The organism is Nocardia sp. NPDC050175, assembly GCF_044459885.1.
In the GTDB taxonomy this organism is placed as follows: Bacteria; Actinomycetota; Actinomycetes; order Mycobacteriales; family Mycobacteriaceae; genus Nocardia.
Genome location: NZ_JBITJI010000004.1, coordinates 617033 through 635412, shown reverse-complemented (window position 1 = coordinate 635412; position 18380 = coordinate 617033). Strand labels below are relative to the sequence as shown.

Genomic DNA, 18380 nt, shown 5'->3' with positions numbered 1-18380 from the left:
GATGACGTGTATGCCCAACGGACGGAAGGTGTGCCGGGTGAGATCGGCGTTGTATGTGCCGGGCAGTCGCCCCGAACTCTTCGACAAGGCGATGTCGAGTTGTGCCGATGTGGTGCTCATTGATCTCGAGGACTCCGTTCCCCCGGTCGCCAAGGACAGGGCTCGGGCAGCGGTTGCCGCCTGGTTGGGCGCGATTCGCGCGGGCGGACCACGGATCTGGGTGCGAGTGAACCCTGGCGCGATCGGCGAGACCGATCTGGCGGCGGTGGCGCTCGCGGGTGTGTCCGCGGTGTGTCTCGCCAAGACCGAGTCCGCCGCTCAGGTCCACACGGCAGGCTCGATCTTGCGCGAGTTCGAGCCGTGTCCCGGTGGCATCCGGATTTGCCCGATACTGGAAAGTGCGACGGCTGTGCTGGCTGCTCGTGAGATCGCGGCCGTGCCGCGTGTTGATCGATTGCAACTCGGCGAGGCAGACCTGTGTGCCGATATCGGCGTCGACCCCAGCCCCGACGATCGAGAGCTGTGGGCCGTGCGCTCGCAGGTGGTGCTGGCCAGCGCCGCTGCCGGTATCGCGCCCCCGCTCGGCCCGGTCCGTACCGATTTCGGTGACCTCGATGCGCTGCGCGCCTCGACGATGGCCTTGGCGCGCATGGGTTTTCGCGGCCGCGCCTGCATCCACCCCGCCCAGGTCGCGATCGTGAACGAGGTGTTCACCCCCGACCCGGCAGAAGTCGAACAGGCGCGAGCATTAGTGGCCCGGTTCGACGCCGCGGGCGGGGTCGCGCTCGACGACGCGGGCCGCATGGTGGATTTGGCAGTGATCAGGCGGGCTCGACGCTTGTTGACAAATTCAGCTTAGAACGTGTTCGGGCCCGGAAGCACTCACCTGGATTTCCCACCGTCGGATCTCGGTCAGGACTATCTCGGCCGCGGGTTCGAGCCGATCACCACGATCGTGGTGGCCTTGGACCGCTCATTGCCGACCGATCACGTCGCCGACTGTGCGGTCGAGATGCTGCTCGCGGGCGCGCCCTACGGGCAAGGGCGCCGCACCGGGCCGGCCGGGATGCAGGAGCACCTCGACAGCATCGAGAGTCACCGCCTCGGCGACGAGGTCACAATTCAGTTCCCGGTCGGTCGAGCACGGGTTCCCAGCTGAACCGACGTCAATGGCTTGAACGGAACGCGGACATCGGAGCAAGCGCCGCATTCGACGACGACGGCGTCGTTCCCTGGTGACCTCGGCCGTGAGTGTCGCGCCGCTGTGGAGGGATCAATGATCGCGCAGGAGCGAACCCGCGCCGTCGATGCGATCGTGGATATCGTTGTCGCGCAGTGCCATCCACCAGGTCGCCGCGTTGATCGCGATGACCGGCTTGTCGAGCCAGCGCTCTGCCGTGTCGGCGAGACCAACCATGGACAGGTTGGTGCCGCATTGCACGAGCGCGTCGATGCCGTCGCTGTCGATCTCGCGCAGCGCGTCGCGCAGCTGTGTCTCGGTGACGTGGGCGATGGAAACCGCGGTGGGGCACCGTAATCCTCTGATCGTGGCGACCTCGAAACCTAGCTCGCCGAAGAATCGGACCACGTTTTCGTCGCCGATCGGTTGATACGGCGTCACGACGCCGATCCGCTTGGCGCCACTCAGTGTCAGTGCTCGTCGGCATGCCTCTGCCCCGGTGGCTACCTGTAGCCCGGTCGCGTCGTGGATTTGCCGCACGAACTTCTGGTTGCCCTCGACGCCGCCCCAGAAGGTCTCGGCCGACATGCCCATGACCATGTAGTCGGGCTCGCAGGTGAGCACGCGGGCGCAAGTCGCGTCCATTTCGGCGCGGATCTGGTCGAGCAGGCGGTCCATGCCCGCGTCGTCGCTCATGTTCTGGTCGCGGATGTGGATACGGCCGAAGTGTGTCGTCACTCCCGGCACGCCCATTCGAGCGAAATCGGGTTCCACGACGGTATTAGTCGAGGGGGCGAGTACCCCGAACTTCGCTCTCCAGCCCAATACGTCAGGCACGGTTTCTTCTCCTGGTTCTCGATGCAGTGTCGGTTGCCGCGTCGGTGGCGGAGCCCGCGCCGCACTGGTCATTCGGTGAACAGGTCGCGCCGCCGAAGCGGCGCAGTGGCGAAGCGGCCGATCACTTTCGGTGTGGTCAGCCAGCGGACATGGGCCCCGTTGCGGGCGGGTGCGATCGCGCGTTCGGCCAGCCAGGGTGCGACGGTGTCGACCCGGTCGGCGAGAATGTTGAATATCTTGCGCGCCTTGGCCAGTTCCGCCGGATCGGTGTAGCCATGGGTCAGCAGATCGGTGACCACCATGCCCGGGCTGAGCAGACCGACCGAGACGCCGGATGGGACTTCTTTGACCAGCGCCTTGGTCAGGTAGGTGAGTGCTCGCTTGCTGGCGCCGTACACCGACAGCCCGGGAACGGCTCGGCCGTCGCTGCCGAGGCCTTCCATGTTCCAGATGTGCCCGCCGCCGGCCCCCATCATGCCCGCGATGGCGACGGCGGAGCCGTTGATCGCGCCGACCAGGTTGGTAGCGACCACTTTTCGAGCCTCGTCGGCGGATAGTTCCCAGACCGGGGCGCGGACGTGGGAGATGCCCGCGTTGTTGATCCACACATCGATCCGGCCGAAGCGGGCCGTGGCCGCATCCCAGAGCGCTTGCAGCTCAGCGCGATCGGTGACGTCGGCGGACATCAGCAACGCGGTGTCGGGCAGATCGTCGCGCAGCCGATCCATTCGCTCGATATCGGTGCCGCACAATGCGACTCGATGACCGCGGTCGAGTAGCGCGCGGGTGATGCCGAGTCCGATGCCGCGGGTGCCGCCGGTCACGACGACGGTGCTGGTGGACTGAGCCCGGCTCATCGGCGGACCAGCACGCCGTGCAGCACGGCGCTGAGGCTGTTGTGCTCGAACAGTTCATAGACCACGGCCAGCTCGGTACCCGCACCCATCCCGGGTGCGGCGTCCACCATGAATTCTCGCCCGTTGATCTTGCCGCCGTCGGGCAGGTGCAGTATCGGATAGTTGGCACGGCCGTAAGCGGTCGCGTTGCCCCAGGCACCGGGTCCCTCGTGGAAGGAGCGGACGCCGTCGCGGCGCACGGTGGCCTCGTAGGTGCGGTCGAGCGCCCCGCTCCAGGTCACGCGATGCTCGGCGGTCAACAGGCTCAGCGGAGTGATCTCGAGGCTGATCCGCACAGTGCCGCGGCGTTGCTGATCGGCGCCCCACAGCTCGCAGTCGCCTAAATAGGAGCACTCGTCCTTGGTTGGCAAGATAAATGGTGCTGCACCGCAGCGTGTTTCGTGCTCGACGAGTTCGTCGGCCAGATCGTGGTCGCGCGTGTAGACGCCGTTGAACACGCCGACGATGGCCGGCCCTTGGTACAGCACCGAGGAATACACCTGAGTATCGCCGAGTGTCTGATTCCAGGTGTTCAAGCCGACTTGCCAGCCGGGACCGTAGTAGTGGGCGTCGACGAATCCGCCGTAGGGCTGGCCCGCGCCGTAGAAGTCGGGGCCGGTGTAGAGCCGATCGTTGTCGGAGTCGACCACTCCGAAGGCGAACGGCGCACCGAGAGTGAACCGTCCGGCGAGTTCTCCACCGCCGGTGAGGCTGCCGTCCATGTAGTACGTCGTTGTCCCGTCGGCGAAAACCGAGGACCGGCGGATGTCCTCGAAGCCACGCCAGATCCCGTCCGCGGCGAACAGTGATGGCCTGCCGACCCATTCACCGGCGATGCGCTGCTGCCATTGGCTCGGCGCTTCGGCGGCGGTCATCGCAGCAGCTCCGTTCGTACCCGCTCGGCTTGTTCGTCGCCGAGCAGTCGAGTCACCTGCGCCCACACCGGATCCACCTGCGGGCTGAACAGATTCGCCCGGTTGGCGCGGTCGCGGACGGCGACATCGCTGTCTACTGCGGGAACCCCCTTGTCCACCAAGGTGAGCCAGTGCTGGAGATAGTCGTCAACCGTGGCGCCGAGGGCGCGGAAGGCGGGCTCGGTGGCACGGCAGACGACCATCCACGGCGACATCATCGCCCGCTGCCGCGGACCGACCGCCGCCGCCGACACCCCGTCGATCTGCCAGGCCGCGTCCAGCAACGGGGTCAGTGGCAGGAACGCGGCATCGAGATAGTCGAGATGCACCGCGAGATCGGCGCGAGGGATGAGATCGAGATGCATGGCGTGGTATTCCGCCGACCGCACCGAGTCCAGCGTGAAGTGCGGGACCGCGGAATCGGCCGGCGCGAAGGCGAAGATCATATGGCTGTCCAAGCCGATCGCGGGGACCACGAGATCGACGGTGACCAGCTTGTCGATCGGATCACCGCGCAACACCCGCAGCCTGCCGACCGGCTCCGGCGACATCGCGCTGGTCAACGAGATGTCTTCGGCCGGAACAAGTTCCAGAGCGGTGCTCAGCCGCTGCAAGGTGCGCTCGCTGAGCTCGGTGGGCAGGCTCATTGCGGTATTCCTCCAGTGCGGGCCTTGTGCACCCAGGCCTGATCGAGTTCGGGGTTTTCCCGGCGGGCCGGTGAGGCGATGACGGTGGCGGTGCGGCGCGGTGCATCGCCGGTGATGATGTCGTCGTCGCCGAGCCACCAACCGTCTTTGATCAGTTGGGTTCGCCTGCGCCGGTAGGCGATCTGGAGTGCGTCGCTGCGCACGTGCAGCTCGTCGGCGAGGTCGAACGGGAGCAACTCCGGTCGCTGCGATTCGACCACCGGTTTGTCCTGCAGCAGAATGTCTTTGATTCTCCTGCGGGTGTCGGCGTCGGCCCAGCGGCCGGTGAAGAAGTTGCGGTAGCCGAGGATCTTGACCAGGGTGCGGTCCTGCGCGAGCGGGATGTTGAAGTCGTAGAGCAGCAGATCGCCGATGGGCAGCCGGATATGCAGCTTGACCACGTTGGGCAGATACCAGCCATTGGTGACCGTCACGAATTCGGGCCGGGGCTTGTTCCGGAACAGCAGTCCCCACAGTCCACTCGGCGGCGGTGGACTGAGCTGGATGTCGGCCTCGGCGGACCAATCATCCTTGCGGATAGTGAAATTCGGGATCTCGGGCTTGTCCGGGTTGCCGAACCTGGTGCCGTGGACAAAGGGCGTGTGTGAGGCGTCGACCACGTTCTCGAAGGTCCGTTCGTAGTTGGCCTCGACCTCCATCTCGAACTGCACCATCCGGAACGCCGGATCGTCGTGCACCGGGATATCCGGTATCGGTGGGCGTTGCGGTTCGGGCAGGTCGCCGAGGAAAGCCCAGACCATGCCGTAACGCTCCTGGGTGGGGTAGGCGTCGACCCTGGCCTTCTTCGGGATGAGCCGGTCCTCGGAGTTCGCCGGGATGCGCACACAGGCGCCCTCGGCGTCGTACTGCCAGCCGTGGTACGGACAGGCGATACAGTCCCCGGTCAGAGTGCCCATCGAGAGCGCACCGCCGCGATGTACGCACAGATCCGATAGACACACCGCCGTGCCTGTCGTGGTGCGGTACAGCACGAAGTCTTGACCGAGGCAGGTCACCTTTTTCGGCGTTCGACCGACCTGATCGGCGAATTCCAGTGCATACCAAAAGTTTTTCAACATTGTTCGCGCTCCGATCGTTGGGGTCGCAGCACACCCGCATCGGTGAATTCGGCGAGTTCGGCGCGGGCCGCCGCCGAACCACCGAGGTGGGTTCGCAGGAACACTGAGCTCAGTCGAGCGAACGGCGCGAGCGCGTCCGCATCGTCCGGGCCGTCGAGGAAGGCCCGGGCCGCGGTCGGGTCGACGTCGGCGATGCCGAAATGGTTGGCCTCCGGCACGACCGCGAACAGGTGATCGCCCGGTGGCAAGGCTTCGTCGAACGTCCTGGCCACCGGATCACGGCGATGATCACCGTCTTCGCCGTACCGGTCGGCACTGCCCTTGATCACGCCGTCGTTGGTGCCGACCCCGAGCAGCACGGGGCAGTCGACCTGAGCGGGCAGCACGGTACCGGCGGGCCAGCCGAGCATGGTCGCCACCATCGTGTGCGCACCCCAGGCGAAAACCGCACGGACCGAGGGGAAGAAACGTGCGGACTGGAGCACGACGGTGCCGCCCGCGGAGTGCCCGCCCAGCCCGACGCGGTTCAGGTCGAGCGCGCCGGCCAGCGGACCCTGTTCGTTCAATTCCGTGACCGCGGCCAGGATCGCGCCGATGGTCGGACAGGTCGGGCGGGTGCCGTAGGCATCGGGGCGGGCCGCGTCGAGGTCGACGCCGACGGTCAATCCGCGCTGGCCGCCGAACAATTCGGCGACCCGGTCGAAAGTGACCACCACGAAACCAGTTTCGGCGATCGCAGTTGCGAATCGGCGATAGGAATCCTGGCCGACGTTGACTCCGGACAGGAACAGCACCACCGGATACGGTGCGGTCGCCGGATCGGGCGTGAAAACTCCGGAGAGTCGTTCGGTGTCGGAACCGGTGGTGATCGCGGGGTAGTAGACCTTCAGGTGCGCGGTGTCGAAGGGTGCGTCGCCCGCCGTACGCGCCGACCACCAGAGCGAACGAACAATACTCATGCGACCGGCCTCGGCAGGACACGATCGCCGCCCCACAGGGCACGTACCAGACGCTGGGTCACGTCGGGCCCGAACATCCGCTCGCCCATGACGTTGGCCGGATCGCGTTCGGCGATGTTGCGCCGGATCGCCAGATCTCGGTCGGCGAGTGCCGCCCGCTGCTCGGCCGGGACGGGTTCGGCGGCATCGACCCAGCCGAGCCACTGGTCGACCCGGGCGGTGAGCAGCTCGGCAACGGTATCGCGGTTGTCCCGGTTCGCCGGGAAGGAGTAGCAGTACGCGGTGGGGGACAGGCTCGCCCGGATGAACCCGGTGCGGCTGGTGAACCAGGTGAAATCGGGATGGTCTTCCTTGAACGCCAACCACGGCGGATCGTTCTCGGCGTAGTAGCGGTCGAAGTAGGCTCCGTCGCCGACCAGGTCGCCGCGCGGGATCGCGTCGACGTAGAACCAGCCCTGCGGCCACAGCAGCAATGCGATGCCGAGATGCGGGACGCTGATCCGCGGTCCGAGCCAGGCGGTGAGGTGCAGGTTGACGAAACCGGTTGCGGGGTCGCCGATCCAGGAATGCACGAGCCAATCGATGTCGGGGCCGGTGTAGGCGGCCAGGCTGCCCGAAGGTCCCGCGGCCGGGTCGCCGTAGCTGTCCAGGTCTTCGGTGGACGGATCCCGGGTGAGTTCGAAGCGCTCGGCGATCCGGGATTGCAACCCGCTCAACAACTCTCGCCATTCCTGGAAGGTTTCGGTGACATCTGTCCTGGCAGTCGTGTCGACCATCTGCTCGACATGCTGCACGGTTTCACTCATCGTCGCTCCGGGTTGTGTTGTCACTGAGCTTCTTTCGTCATGGTGTCCAGCCGCCACGACGGGCGGTCGGCCACTAGGTCGGTGCCTTTGGATACGTTGCGATTCACGGCTTCGGCGGGGCGTACGACGCCACGTACATTCGTCGAGCCCGGTGGCACGCCGGTCACGATCGGGTGGCTGATCACACCGGTGAATGGTCCGCTCCACGCGGTCCACAGGGTGAAATCCGGGCTGAGCGCGTATATTGCGCCGACGAGTCCGCCGGATTCGGCAGTGCCCGCCGCTACCACATTCAGCCTGTTTTCCGCCGCTCGCTCCGTCAGTCCGAGCCGCAGTTCCCACAGTTCGGTGGGGGAGCAGGGGACCGCGACGACGTCCGCATCCTGAATCGCGGCCAGGCGGAACGTTTCCGGAAACAGTGCGTCGTCCCCGACGACGATGATCATTCGGCCCCAAGGCAACTCGAAGACAGTCAGATCATCGCCCAGGTCCGTGAGCCACGAATGGCGTTCGGTCGGGTGCAGCTGCGACTGGTAGCCGACCACCCCGTCCGCGTTGACCAGCACACCGCGATGCGCATCGGCGTCCCGCACGCTGAGCACCGCGTGCGCCGTCGTGTCATGCAGTGCGCGAACGACTTCCGGAATGGGCAGGTTCGCGAGTTCCGGCAGCACGATGAGGTCGACGCCGTCGGCGGCGAGGCCGGCCAGCACTGTGGTGTCGGCGACCGACACAGCGGTCGACAGCGTCGAGGCCCCGGCGGGTGCGTGGCGTTCACCCGATGCGCCGGACAACGGAGCGTAGAGCTCCGGCCTGCGTGCGGCCAGGATGTCAGTGCCGTCACGGCGGTGCTTGTCGTCGGCGGTCGCGACCTCGATATCGGCGACCACGATCGCTTCGCCGGTGACCGGCGCCATGGCGACCGGAATGCCGTCCGGGCCGACGATCTGGCTTTCGCCGGCGCCGTGCAGCCGGTCCTGCGGCACGCCGAGCCGGGCGGCGATCGCGGGGAGCTGCTCGGCCGGAAGGAGTGGACCTACCTTGTTCGCCGCGACCACCCACACCTTGTTCTCGGCGGCGCGTACCGGGATGTGCAGGCTCGCTTCGTCGATGGCGAACGAGTTGAGGCTGTTGAGCAGCAGCTGCGCACCGCGCAGCGCCAGCGACCGGGTGACCTCGTTGATCACGCCTTCCATGCAGGCGTACATGCCGATGCGGCCCAGTGGTGTTGCGATGACCGGTGATTCGCTTCGGCCGGCGTCGAGATAGTCGTTCTCCGCACCCATCAGGATCTGTTTGTCGGACTCGCCGAGCAGATCGCCGTCGGGTCCGAACAGCAGGCCGGTGCCGGTGGTGCGGCCGCCGGCGCGGGCCAGCGTCACACCGATCTTCACGTACATCCGGTGCCTGCGTGCGCGCTGCGCGATCGCGGTGAGGAACGAGTCGCCGGCGGTGCACGCCATTCGGTGCGCGTGTGCGCGGTCCGCGTACCAAGATAGATGGTTACAGAATTCGGGAAGAACAACCAGTTCGGCCGCCGCGCCTGCGGCCTCGTCGATCATCCGGAGACAGGCGTCGAGGTTGACCGCGACGTCGGTTCCGGCGGCGAGTTGTGCGGCCGCGACTCGGGTCATCAACCAGGACCCTTCCACTCGAAGCTGTGTTTCGTAGAACGAAACGATGTTTCCATCGGTGTCTCGATTCTGTACCCCGGCGAAGGATCTGTCCAGGGCTGGTCCGACATTTCACGCGGCCGTAATTCCCGGAAACGTCGCCTTTTTCGCGTGCCTTGACACTGGTCGGCGCCGCGGGTTCAATATGGCAATCGTGAAACTGCGTTTCCCTCAGTGAAACGCGAGTGGAGGTTGAGGATGACGAGACATCGCGCATCCCTGGGAAACACCGAGAGCGGTCGCTCGTCACGCACTCCATCGGATCGAATCGAACACCACGCCAACGGGACTCGAAACGGTATGCGAGAGTCCGCTGGTGCCGGAGCGGCCGCGCTCTGTGCGATCGCAGCCGGTCCAGTGGCCGGTGGACAGCTCGTCTTGCTCGGAAAACCGCTGGGCGGCGTGGTCGGCCTGCCCGGCGCGGTGGTCGGCTACATCGTCGTCACCGCCGCCGTTCTCGGTCTGCTCATCGCGGGACTATGGCTATGGCGGTGGGGAGCGGTTGCCGGAATGGCAAGTGGGTGTGGGGTTCTCGCGGGCAGCGCAAGTATTGTCGCGGGTTCGGTCGATGGCGTCGTGTCGTTCACGATCGCGGTCCTGGTGGCCGGTGTGGCAGCTGGGCCGTTGCTTGCCATAGGTCGAGCGCTCGCGTTCGAGCTGGGGCGTAGGGGTCTGGTGTGCACGTGCGCGGCGGTCGTGGTGGGGATGGCCGCCGCCGCGTGGCTGGCCAGTCGTTATTACGAGGACCCCGCCGGGGGACTGATCATCGCCGGTGCGCTCACCGCCCTCCTCGGGCTGGTGACGGGATTGCTTGCCTTGCCCGGCCCCGCGACCCTCCCGCCTGGACGGCTCGCCGCCCTCGGTGCCGGCGTCCGGTCGGCCTTACCCCACTATCTCGCAGCCGGACTCGCGATCGGCGGCACTACGCTGCCCGCACTGCACCTGTTGCTGTTCCGCTGGAACGAATTCGGCGCCGAGCAATGCCTGTGGTTGTCCTTCGCCGCCGCACCGGCAGTCGGCGCGGTCATCGCGCCTGGGCATCGAGCGGAAGCCGTGCCCATGTTGATGATCCTGGCGGCAGGCGGGACGTTGCTCGTCGCAGTCGCGCCGGGACCGGTGACGCTGACTATCGGTCTCGCGCTGACTCTTTCGGCGAGTTCCCGGGCGGTGGCAGCGCTCGACGAAGGCGTGCGCCGCAATACGACAAGCGCCGATCGAAGTGCCGCCGCGGGCGCCACCGCCGCGGTCGCGGTGATCTCAGGGTTGACCGGGCTCGGATCGGTCGATCTACTCGGCCGGCTGATCGGAACCGGCTCCGCGCTGACCGTTTCGGCGCTCGGCGTGCTCGTCGCGGTGTGGTTGTCGGTCCGGCGCAGTGCACGACGGCGGAGGCCCGCGGCAATCGAAAGAGGCGTGTCATGAGAATTCTCGCCGGTGTGCTCCGTGCGGCCGTAATCGGAGTGCTCAGCGGATATTTGGTGATGTCGCCGGGCACCGCCACCGCTGACGAGCAGGCCGAAATCCAGGTCAGCATGGCCACCGACCTGACCGAGGGGCAGCAAATCACCGTGCGCGGTCGTGGCTTTCAGGCCGGCCTCGCTGCGGTCGCGGTCGGCATGTGCAAACAGGGTTTCAGCAACGGGCTGAAGGATTGCGACCTGGACGGCGGCGCGACCTTCGTCAACATCGGCGGCGACGGTACCTTCGGCCCACTGACCTTGACCGCGCACCACCGATTCCACGACATCGACTGCGCCGAGCGGCAGTGCGTGATCGCCGCCGCGCCCTTGCCCGGCACCGAGCCGCCCGCGATCATCGCCGCCAATTCCGCTGCGGTATCAGTGGTTTTCGCGGGTTCACGGCTACCGACGGCGACCACGGCGCCGATCTCGACCGCGGCGGTGCAATCCGAGGCCGACACCGAGGGGCCGTCCACGGTGCTGTGGGCGGTCACCGCGGGCCTACTTGTGCTCGTCGCCGGCTCCGCGCTCGCCGATCGGCGGCGACTGTGAAATCCATCAGGAGGAAAATATGAAGCTCATCGGTACCCGGCTCGGGATCCTCGCCGTCCTATCGGTCGCCACCGTGTTCGGTGCGGGACTCGCCGCGGCGACGCCTGTTTTGCAGCTCAGCCAAACGACAGGAGTATCTGTGGGACAGACGATCTCGGCGACAGTCGACGGATTGGGCGCGGGCCTCGGTTCGGTAGCGGTAGGGCAGTGCAAGGCGCAGGTCGCCGGTCCTGCGGACTGCAACCTCGCGGGCTCCTTGCTCGGCAAGGCCGATGAGCAGGGCCGCTGGCAGTCCAACGGCGGAAGCAACGCAATCACCCTGGTCGGTTCGATCGGCGGCGTCGACTGCACGGCCGCGGCTGGTGCGTGCATCATCGCGGTCACCAGCCTGAACAATCCCACGAACATCCTGCTCGCCACTCCACTCACATTCGGGTAGGAAACCATGAAACTCACCGGAATTCACACTGCGGCCCTAGCAACATTCACCACGATCGCCGTGATCGGGGGAACCCCCGCAGCACTGGCCGCGCCCGCATTACAGGTGAGCCAATCCACCGGACTCACTGCAGGGCAGACGATCACGGTGACCCTGGACGGTCTGCCCGCGAACATGGCCGCGGTGGCGGTCGGCCAATGCAAACCGCAGATCACCAGCCCGGGTGACTGCAACCTGCCGGGTTCGATGCTCGGGACCGCCGACGGGCAAGGCAAGTGGCAACCCAACGGCGATAAGCGGTCGATTGCTTTGGTAGCCAACGTCGGTGGCACCGACTGCACCGCCGCACCCGGCGCGTGCACGATCAGCGTCACCAGTCTGACCAACGCCACCGAGATCATCGCCTCGGTTCCGCTGACCTTCGGACCGGCCGCGGAACCGTCGAAACCCGCTGCGGCACCGAACAATGCGGTGGACGCCGATGACTCGGACGACAATACCGCCGTGGTGGTTGGCCTCGGCGTCGCCGCAGTGGTGATCATCGCGGCCGCCGTCTTTTTCGTGGCACGGCGCCGCAGCCGGAACAACTGAGGTCACGGATGGTCCGGGGTGCCCGCCACCCCGGACCGTTCACCCGACCCCACGGACGGAGCTATGTCCCGATGCCCACCGATAACCCCCGGCTCACCCACGTGGTGCTGATGAAGTTCCATAATCGGGCCGACGCGAAACAAGCCGGCGAACTGTTGGCCGCGCTCGATGGCGCAGTGCCGCAGATTCTTTCGCTGACCGTCGCGCTCGACGAACTCGACACGCCCGTCTCCTATGACCTGTGCATGATCACCACACACGTTTCGGAAGCGGAACTGACCGCCTACCAGCAGCATCCAGCCCACCGAGAGCTGGCACAGTGGCTGGTGCCCCGGCTCGTGGCCCGAGCCGTGGTGGACTATTTCGGTACGACGGCGGGATGAGCACGGTGGGGTCTGGGTGCAGCCATCCTTCGGTCGGTTCCGGTGAAGGCGCGGTCGCGGGTTGTCAGCTCTTTGCGGCTCGCAGTCGCCGGACCTCGGCGACGAGTGCCGGGCTGTCCTGTCGAGGATAGCCACAGTCAGCGCGACACCGAGTTGGCTTGGGTTGCGTCGGGATAGGCACCCGCGGGTAGGCCGGCACCGCCCGCGCGAAAGGCACCGGGTGCATGAGTGACCGTGGTCTGGACGTATTCGAGCAGACCTTCTTCGGCGTATTCGCGGCCGAAACCGCTGTTCTTGGTGCCGCCGAAGGGGGCGTGCAGGGACATGCCGGTGCGGTTGTGGGTGTTGATGAAGGTGAAGCCGGCTTCGAGGCGGGCGGCGACGGCGACGGCGCGCTCTTCGTCGGCGGACCAGACCGACGCGGCCAGGCCGAGTTCGGAAGCGTTTGCGCGAGTGAGGACTTCGGTCTCGTCGCGATAGGTGAGGATCGGGACGGCGGGGCCGAATTGTTCCAAGCGGACCAGGTCGGCGTCGTCGGGTGCGTCGAGCGCGAGCACCGGGTCCAGGAAGTAGCCATCGCTGGGCGGCGCCGTGGCGAGCGGGATGATGCGCGCGCCCCGGTTCCTGGCGTCGGTGACGAGTCCGGTCACGCGCTGGGCGGCGGTCCGGGTGACCACCGGGCCCATGGTGGTGTTTTCGTCTATCGGTTCACCGACGGTCAGGATTCGCTGGGCGGCGGCGATATACGACTCGACGAACTCGGCAAGCCTGGTTTCGGGTACGTATAGGCGTTTCGCGGCCATACATACCTGACCCGCGGTGGCGAAGGAGGCGAGGACGAGTCGCTCGAAATCGTCTGGCGTCAGCGCGAAGTCGTCGAGAAATATGGCGGGGTCGTTGCCGCCGAGTTCGAGCAGTACCGGCGTGAGCGCGCCGCCCGCGGCTGCCGCGATCGCACACCCGGCCTGCTCGCCACCGGTGAAGGCGACCTTGCGCACCAGCGAGTGGGTGACCAGCGCCCGCACGGTATCCGGGCCGCCGTGCACAACTGTGGTCGCGGGCAGGAGTCCGGCCGCCACGGACACGGTGAGCGGCGCAAGCGGCGACGGTTTCAGGATCACCGCGTTCCCTGCGGCGAGTGCGGGCCCGAGCTTGAGCATCGAGAGAATGATGGGCGCGTTCCACGGCGTGATCGCGGCGACCACGCCGAAAGGTCTGCGGGCCAGCGTGATTCGACCTTGCGAGTTGTCCGTACCGCAAGTCTGCAGGACATCGGTCGCGCGATCGCGAACCCAGCGCAGATAGATTGCGGCGAAGCCGATTTCACCGCGGCAGTCCGAAACCGGCTTACCGGATTCGCGCGCGAGCAGCGCGGCCAGCTCGACCTTGCGGGCATCGAGTGCGTCCGCTGCGTGGCCGAGCGCAGCGAGCCGAGTCGCCGTCGGCTGGTGCGACCACTCGTGAAAGGTGTTGTGCGCATTCCGGACTACAGCATCGACTGCTTCCGGCGGCGTCGGGGTCACCGCGCCGACGATCTCGCGTGGGTGGGCGGGGTTCTCCCGCTCGATTCTCATGGTCGCGGCTCGAGTGAGTCGAGCAAGCAGGCGCGACGCAGGTATGTCCGGGCGGCGACGGGATCGGCGGCCAGTGCCTTCAGCTGTTGACGGTGATTGCCGCCGGACTCCCGCAGCCGGTTCCAGTTGTCATGGCTGGTCCGTTGCACGTGTTCGACAGCGACGATACGGCGTTGGGCCGCAACCTCGTCGAGCCGTTCGTCCGGGGCGCCGCCGATGACATCGGCAAGGGTGGAGGCGAGTTGGACGGCGTCGTGGATGCCGCTGTTCATCCCCATTCCGCCGAGCGGGTTGTTGAGGTGTGCGGCGTCACCCGTCAACAGGACCCGGCCGTGCCGGAATCGGTCGGCGACTCGCTGGTGCACCCGATACAGCGAGGCGTGCGCTACCTTCCACGGCCGGCCCAGGTCGGCGACTGCATCCAAACGTGTCGGCAGTCTGCGCAATTCGTACTCGTCGTCGGTGTCGGCGGGAGTCGGCAGCAGCACCCGCCAATGGTGCGGGGTGCGGAGCAGCACCAGCCATTCGTCCGGGTCGAAGAGGTAGTTGATCGGCGCGATGCCGGGCAGCGCGCGCTCGAGATCCTCTTCGACGGAGGCAACCAGGAACCGCTCCGGATAGGTGCTGCCCTCGAATTCGACGCCCGAGCCGTGCCGGACCGCGGAGTGCGCACCGTCCGCGCCGATCACCCAGTCCGCGCGAATCGGGCCCTGTACGGTGCGCAACACCACTGAATTGTCGGTGCTGAGCAATCCGTCCACCCGGCAGCCGAAGCGCACGTCGGCGGTATCGAGGGCGTCGAGCAGGATCGGGGTGAGCTTGCTCTGCTCGCACTGCACCCGGAACGGAAACGGGGTGTCCTCGGACAGCACGGCGAGATCGAGGGTGGCGATCTCCCCGCCGCGACGGTCGCGGTATTGGAAGGTCGATGCGACGATTCCCTTGTGCAGCAGCGCATCCAGGACGCCGAGGTCGCGCAGCATCTCGAGGGTCGGCGGATGGAAGGTGGAGGCCCGCGATTCGGTGGCGAGCTCGTCGCCTTGCTCGAGCACGGTGACCGGAATGCCGCGCCGGGACAGGGTCAGTGCGGCGGTGAGTCCGACCGGCCCGGCGCCGACCACCACAATCGCCGGGGTGGTCATGACGTGTGCAGGGCGAAGCGGCCTTCGACGCCGACAACGCGGGCGCCGGTGAAGAAGCGCAGTGTCTCCGCGGTGCCCTCCTCGCCGAGTCCGGACAATCCCCAGGCCGGTCGCGGGGTCATCAGGTGCAGGCTCATGATCGAAGAACCGTTCACCTTCACCTCCCCGGCGCGGATCCGGCGCGCGACGCCGAGCGCTTGTTGTTCGTCGGCGCCGCACACGTAGCCCTCCAATCCGTAAGGCACCGCGTTGGCCGATGCCACCGCCTCCTCGAGGTCGCGATAGGTGACGACGCCGGCTACCGGGCCGAAGACCTCCTCGGTCAGGTCGCCGTCCAGAAGTGTTGGGGCGAGATAGTTTCCGACCGCCGGCGGGTCGCCGAAGGTGCGTGCGGTGCGACCCCCGAACGACGCCAGCACGGTCTGTAGGTGGTTGGCGTGCAGCAGCGGCCCGAACTCGGTCAGCGGATCCATCGGCGCCCCGACCCGCAAGGCCGCGAGTCGCTTTCCGATCCCCTCCACCAGATCGCCCGCGCGCTCGGCCGGCAGGATCAATCTGCCCAGCGCACGGCACCATTGGCCGTTCAACGTGGTCAGCAATTCGGCGGCGATCCGGGTAGCGGTGTCGAAATCGGCGTCGGGCAGGACTACCAGCGGATTGTTCCCGCCGAGTTCGAGTTGACACGGACGCAACAGCGCGGCCGACGCGGTCGCGACCGAGCGCCCGCCGGTGAGTCCGCCGGTGAACGAGACGGCTTTGATCAGGGGCGAGGCGACCAGTTGCGCGCCGACCTGCGCACCGCCCTGCACCAGCTGGAACATCCCGGCGGGCACGTGCTCGGCGATCGCCTCGGCCAGCACCACCGAGCTGTAGGGCGCCAGTTCGCTGACTTTCAGGATCACCGGGCAGCCTGCGGCGAGGGCGTTGGCCACTTTGTGCGCGGCCATGGGCGCGGGCGCGTTCCACGGAACCAGGCACAGGGCCGGGCCGAGCGGTAGCCGATGCACCTCGACGCCGTCTTGGTCCTGGCGCAGGGCTCCGGTGCGCAGTTGTTCGGCCGCGAGCCGGAACGAGCCGGACACGATCGCGGCGAGCGGAACCGTTTGGGTGATCGGTACGCCGGTCGCGCGGGCGTCGAGTTCGGCGATCCAGGGCAAGCGTGCGTCCAGATCGGCGGCGATCGCGTCGAGCGTGTTCGCGTCGATCCGGCCCGTGGCGGCGTCGGCGACCGCGAGCGCACGCTCGACCCGTTCGGCGGCCGTGGCGACGGCACGGGCGACGGGCCGGCCGGTGGCCGGATCCTGTAGTGCGATACCGAGATCGATCTGCGGCGTGCCCCATGCGTCATCGATCAGATCGGTGACCGCAGGCAGTTCGGCGCTCATCGGTCCGCGCTCGCCGGTGCGGTGGCGAACAATTCGTTCGCCTTGGCGTCGGTGACGATACGAGCCACTTCTAGCATGCCCCGCTCGGCGGGGAAGGTCATCACCAGGCCCATCGCCAGATCACGCAGCGCACGCCCCGCCACGCCGCTCATGGCCGCGGCGGAGGTCCCGCCGGCTTTGAACGCGCCGAGCGCTACTTGGAAGCAGGCCTCGGTGACCGCGCCCTTGCCCAAGCGCCATTGGGTGAACACCTCGGGTTTGGGTTTGATCGGTGGTTCGGTGGTCTCGATCATCAGCTGATAGCGCAACCACAGGTAGGCGGTCTGCAACTGTTTGGTCATCTCGCCGATGAGCACCTGGTGTACCGGCGAGGAGGCGATCGGGTCGCCGGTGTCGGCGAAGGTTTTCGTGGTGGTCGCGGCCAGTGTTTCGTCGTAGACGTGCTGTGCGCAGCCGGTGTAGACCGCCGCGATGGCGAGCTGGTTGCCGACGAAACTGCCTCTGCTCATGGTGAGCATCTTGGTGAATGCGCCCGGTACGGCCAACGCTTCGTCCTCCTGGATGAACACCTCGTCCAGGCGGATGCCGTTGTTGGCGGTGGCGCGCATCCCGAGTCCGTCCCACGGGGCGCGCACGCTGACGCCGGGCGCTTCCCGGGGGACGAAGAAGGTCGCGAGTCCTTCCGCAGTGTCGTATCCGTCGAGTTTGGCCGAGGTGAGATAGAAGTCGGCGACGCCGGTCGCGCAGCCGAATGACTTCTCGCCCTGCAGGATCCAGCCACCGTCGACCTTGCGTGCGGTGGTGGCGATGGTGATGTTCGCGGCGGCGGTCTTGACCGCTTCGGAGGCGAAGTTCGCCAGCCAGCTGCCCTCGGCCATCCGGGTGAGCACCTTTTCGGCGAAGGCGCGCACGACCGGAATCTCGTCGTCGGCGAACAGTCCGGCGTCGATCGCCTCCAGCGGCAGCAGCCCGCGCGAGGCGCTGGTGTTGTGGAAGAAGAACGCCAGCGCGGTGGACGGGCATGCGGTGCCCATGGCAAAGGTGGCCGCGGCCAGATCGCGCAGCGTGCCGCCCAGCCCGCCGAATTTCTCCGGCACCACCAGCCCCAGCAGGCCGGCGTCGCGGAGCAGCTCGACATGGCTTGGTGGAAAGGCGCCGAGCCGGTCGGCTTCCTCGGCTGCCGCGCGCAGCGCGGGCAGTATCGCGTCGACCCGTTGGGCGCGTTCGCGTTCGGCGTCGGTCATGTCCTCGACGAGTCGTTCACCGATCATCGGACTATCCCCTCGTGGTACGTGCGGTCGTGGTAGATCAGCGGCGCGATGGGCCGCGGGGTGGCGGCATCCTGCACCGCGCCGACGATGATGGTGTGGTCACCGGCGGGGTGGCAGGCGGTGAGCACGCAGTCGAGCCAGGCGACGGCATCGGTCAGGACGGCGGCGCCGGTGCTCGCGGTGTCCCACTGTCCGGTGGTGAAGCGATCGGTCGCCGCGTTCCAGACGGGGGACGCGAAACGCCGGCCGATGTTCTGCTGATCGTGCCCGAGCACGTTCGCCGCGAAAACGCCACTCCCACGGATCATTCGGCACGTCGTGCTCGTGGAAACCAGGCAGACCGAGATGAGCGGCGGATCCAGCGCCACACTGGTGAACGAGCTGGCCGTCATGCCGTGCCTGCCACCGTCCGCCCGGACCGTGGTGACGACCACGACCCCGCTGGCCCACTGCGCCAATACCGTGCGGAGATAGTTGGGCTCCACCGTGACATCCGTTTCGATAGTGGAAACACTGTTACGCACACCGTAACGCCCGGCGACGGCGTGACGCA

General features: G+C 67.1%; 20 protein-coding genes. 7 read left to right on the top strand and 13 right to left on the bottom strand.

Features of this window, described 5'->3' with window-relative positions; translation table 11 throughout:
• Nucleotides 1–37 precede the first annotated feature (37 nt).
• Both ACIBK2_RS17260 and ACIBK2_RS17255 read left to right on the top strand, forming a co-directional pair.
• Nucleotides 38–859: an HpcH/HpaI aldolase/citrate lyase family protein gene (locus ACIBK2_RS17260; protein ID WP_396968279.1), complete on the top strand. Its 822-nt coding sequence runs from the start codon at nucleotides 38–40 to the stop codon at nucleotides 857–859.
• A 3-nt stretch (nucleotides 860–862) separates the two neighbouring features.
• Nucleotides 863–1159, top strand: coding sequence for a hypothetical protein (locus tag ACIBK2_RS17255; protein WP_396968277.1), 297 nt, complete (start codon nucleotides 863–865; stop codon nucleotides 1157–1159).
• Nucleotides 1160–1273: 114 nt separating this feature from the next.
• Here the strand turns inward: ACIBK2_RS17255 and ACIBK2_RS17250 are convergent, their stop codons facing one another.
• The 8 genes from ACIBK2_RS17250 to ACIBK2_RS17215 form a co-directional block, all read right to left on the bottom strand.
• Complete coding sequence (locus ACIBK2_RS17250) at nucleotides 1274–2017, bottom strand: arylmalonate decarboxylase (protein ID WP_396968275.1); 744 nt, start codon at nucleotides 2015–2017, stop codon at nucleotides 1274–1276.
• Nucleotides 2018–2085: 68 nt separating this feature from the next.
• On the bottom strand, nucleotides 2086–2874 hold the full coding sequence (locus tag ACIBK2_RS17245; protein ID WP_396968273.1) for an SDR family oxidoreductase: 789 nt from the start codon (nucleotides 2872–2874) through the stop codon (nucleotides 2086–2088).
• A complete protein-coding gene (locus ACIBK2_RS17240) occupies nucleotides 2871–3788 on the bottom strand; it encodes a hypothetical protein (protein WP_396968271.1) in 918 nt (305 codons plus the stop codon). The genes ACIBK2_RS17245 and ACIBK2_RS17240 overlap by 4 nt, the downstream gene beginning before the upstream one ends.
• The gene (locus tag ACIBK2_RS17235) at nucleotides 3785–4474 is read right to left on the bottom strand and encodes a hypothetical protein (RefSeq protein WP_396968269.1); all 690 of its coding nucleotides are present in this window, start codon (nucleotides 4472–4474) and stop codon (nucleotides 3785–3787) included. Before ACIBK2_RS17235 ends, ACIBK2_RS17240 begins: the two co-directional genes overlap by 4 nt.
• On the bottom strand, nucleotides 4471–5592 hold the full coding sequence (locus tag ACIBK2_RS17230) for a Rieske 2Fe-2S domain-containing protein (protein WP_396968267.1): 1122 nt from the start codon (nucleotides 5590–5592) through the stop codon (nucleotides 4471–4473). Before ACIBK2_RS17230 ends, ACIBK2_RS17235 begins: the two co-directional genes overlap by 4 nt.
• Entirely contained in the window at nucleotides 5586–6551 is a 966-nt protein-coding gene (locus ACIBK2_RS17225) for an alpha/beta hydrolase family protein (protein ID WP_396968265.1), read from the bottom strand. Before ACIBK2_RS17225 ends, ACIBK2_RS17230 begins: the two co-directional genes overlap by 7 nt.
• A complete protein-coding gene (locus ACIBK2_RS17220) occupies nucleotides 6548–7357 on the bottom strand; it encodes an oxidoreductase (RefSeq protein WP_396968263.1) in 810 nt (269 codons plus the stop codon). The genes ACIBK2_RS17225 and ACIBK2_RS17220 overlap by 4 nt, the downstream gene beginning before the upstream one ends.
• Nucleotides 7358–7377: 20 nt before the next feature.
• Nucleotides 7378–8991 carry a nitrilase-related carbon-nitrogen hydrolase gene (locus ACIBK2_RS17215; RefSeq protein ID WP_396968261.1) on the bottom strand — a complete coding sequence of 538 codons (1614 nt, stop codon included), beginning with the start codon at nucleotides 8989–8991 and terminating at the stop codon, nucleotides 7378–7380.
• A 339-nt stretch (nucleotides 8992–9330) separates the two neighbouring features.
• On the opposite strand from ACIBK2_RS17215, the gene ACIBK2_RS17210 reads away from it, so the two are divergent.
• From ACIBK2_RS17210 to ACIBK2_RS17190, 5 genes are all read left to right on the top strand, one after another.
• Complete coding sequence (locus ACIBK2_RS17210) at nucleotides 9331–10452, top strand: hypothetical protein (RefSeq protein WP_396968259.1); 1122 nt, start codon at nucleotides 9331–9333, stop codon at nucleotides 10450–10452.
• The gene (locus ACIBK2_RS17205) at nucleotides 10449–11042 is read left to right on the top strand and encodes a GPS-CTERM domain-containing protein (RefSeq protein WP_396968257.1); all 594 of its coding nucleotides are present in this window, start codon (nucleotides 10449–10451) and stop codon (nucleotides 11040–11042) included. The genes ACIBK2_RS17210 and ACIBK2_RS17205 overlap by 4 nt, the downstream gene beginning before the upstream one ends.
• Nucleotides 11043–11061: 19 nt before the next feature.
• Nucleotides 11062–11481 (top strand): neocarzinostatin apoprotein domain-containing protein, encoded by a 420-nt coding sequence (locus tag ACIBK2_RS17200; protein WP_396968255.1) that lies wholly within the window; start codon nucleotides 11062–11064, stop codon nucleotides 11479–11481.
• 6 nt (nucleotides 11482–11487) lie between these two features.
• Complete coding sequence (locus ACIBK2_RS17195) at nucleotides 11488–12072, top strand: neocarzinostatin apoprotein domain-containing protein (protein ID WP_396968253.1); 585 nt, start codon at nucleotides 11488–11490, stop codon at nucleotides 12070–12072.
• A gap of 71 nt (nucleotides 12073–12143) precedes the next feature.
• Entirely contained in the window at nucleotides 12144–12455 is a 312-nt protein-coding gene (locus ACIBK2_RS17190) for a Dabb family protein (protein ID WP_396968251.1), read from the top strand.
• Nucleotides 12456–12592: 137 nt separating this feature from the next.
• On the opposite strand, the gene ACIBK2_RS17185 is transcribed toward ACIBK2_RS17190, so the two are convergent.
• Genes ACIBK2_RS17185 through ACIBK2_RS17165 form a run of 5 tightly spaced genes read right to left on the bottom strand, consistent with a single transcriptional unit; the run spans nucleotide 12593 to nucleotide 18312 of the window.
• A complete protein-coding gene (locus ACIBK2_RS17185) occupies nucleotides 12593–14029 on the bottom strand; it encodes an aldehyde dehydrogenase family protein (protein WP_396968249.1) in 1437 nt (478 codons plus the stop codon).
• Nucleotides 14026–15171, bottom strand: a complete 1146-nt coding sequence (locus ACIBK2_RS17180; protein WP_396968247.1) for an FAD-dependent oxidoreductase — start codon at nucleotides 15169–15171, stop codon at nucleotides 14026–14028. The genes ACIBK2_RS17185 and ACIBK2_RS17180 overlap by 4 nt, the downstream gene beginning before the upstream one ends.
• Nucleotides 15168–16556: an aldehyde dehydrogenase family protein gene (locus ACIBK2_RS17175; protein ID WP_396968245.1), complete on the bottom strand. Its 1389-nt coding sequence runs from the start codon at nucleotides 16554–16556 to the stop codon at nucleotides 15168–15170. The genes ACIBK2_RS17180 and ACIBK2_RS17175 overlap by 4 nt, the downstream gene beginning before the upstream one ends.
• The gene (locus tag ACIBK2_RS17170; RefSeq protein WP_396968243.1) at nucleotides 16553–17827 is read right to left on the bottom strand and encodes an acyl-CoA dehydrogenase family protein; all 1275 of its coding nucleotides are present in this window, start codon (nucleotides 17825–17827) and stop codon (nucleotides 16553–16555) included. The genes ACIBK2_RS17175 and ACIBK2_RS17170 overlap by 4 nt, the downstream gene beginning before the upstream one ends.
• Entirely contained in the window at nucleotides 17824–18312 is a 489-nt protein-coding gene (locus ACIBK2_RS17165; RefSeq protein ID WP_396968241.1) for a flavin reductase family protein, read from the bottom strand. The genes ACIBK2_RS17170 and ACIBK2_RS17165 overlap by 4 nt, the downstream gene beginning before the upstream one ends.
• Nucleotides 18313–18380 lie beyond the last annotated feature (68 nt).

Excerpts from the sequence above, each read along its gene's own strand:
- ACIBK2_RS17185 (WP_396968249.1), bottom strand. The coding sequence starts at position 14,029 with ATGAGAATCGAGCGGGAGAACCCCGCCCACCCACGCGAGATCGTCGGC.
- ACIBK2_RS17190 (WP_396968251.1), top strand. The coding sequence starts at position 12,144 with ATGCCCACCGATAACCCCCGGCTCACCCACGTGGTGCTGATGAAGTTC.
- ACIBK2_RS17220 (WP_396968263.1), bottom strand. The coding sequence starts at position 7,357 with ATGAGTGAAACCGTGCAGCATGTCGAGCAGATGGTCGACACGACTGCC.
- ACIBK2_RS17245 (WP_396968273.1), bottom strand. The coding sequence starts at position 2,874 with ATGAGCCGGGCTCAGTCCACCAGCACCGTCGTCGTGACCGGCGGCACC.
- ACIBK2_RS17205 (WP_396968257.1), top strand. The coding sequence starts at position 10,449 with ATGAGAATTCTCGCCGGTGTGCTCCGTGCGGCCGTAATCGGAGTGCTC.
- ACIBK2_RS17170 (WP_396968243.1), bottom strand. The coding sequence starts at position 17,827 with ATGATCGGTGAACGACTCGTCGAGGACATGACCGACGCCGAACGCGAA.
- ACIBK2_RS17215 (WP_396968261.1), bottom strand. The coding sequence starts at position 8,991 with ATGACCCGAGTCGCGGCCGCACAACTCGCCGCCGGAACCGACGTCGCG.
- ACIBK2_RS17180 (WP_396968247.1), bottom strand. The coding sequence starts at position 15,171 with ATGACCACCCCGGCGATTGTGGTGGTCGGCGCCGGGCCGGTCGGACTC.
- ACIBK2_RS17175 (WP_396968245.1), bottom strand. The coding sequence starts at position 16,556 with ATGAGCGCCGAACTGCCTGCGGTCACCGATCTGATCGATGACGCATGG.
- ACIBK2_RS17240 (WP_396968271.1), bottom strand. The coding sequence starts at position 3,788 with ATGACCGCCGCCGAAGCGCCGAGCCAATGGCAGCAGCGCATCGCCGGT.
- ACIBK2_RS17235 (WP_396968269.1), bottom strand. The coding sequence starts at position 4,474 with ATGAGCCTGCCCACCGAGCTCAGCGAGCGCACCTTGCAGCGGCTGAGC.
- ACIBK2_RS17210 (WP_396968259.1), top strand. The coding sequence starts at position 9,331 with ATGCGAGAGTCCGCTGGTGCCGGAGCGGCCGCGCTCTGTGCGATCGCA.
- ACIBK2_RS17200 (WP_396968255.1), top strand. The coding sequence starts at position 11,062 with ATGAAGCTCATCGGTACCCGGCTCGGGATCCTCGCCGTCCTATCGGTC.
- ACIBK2_RS17225 (WP_396968265.1), bottom strand. The coding sequence starts at position 6,551 with ATGAGTATTGTTCGTTCGCTCTGGTGGTCGGCGCGTACGGCGGGCGAC.
- ACIBK2_RS17195 (WP_396968253.1), top strand. The coding sequence starts at position 11,488 with ATGAAACTCACCGGAATTCACACTGCGGCCCTAGCAACATTCACCACG.
- ACIBK2_RS17230 (WP_396968267.1), bottom strand. The coding sequence starts at position 5,592 with ATGTTGAAAAACTTTTGGTATGCACTGGAATTCGCCGATCAGGTCGGT.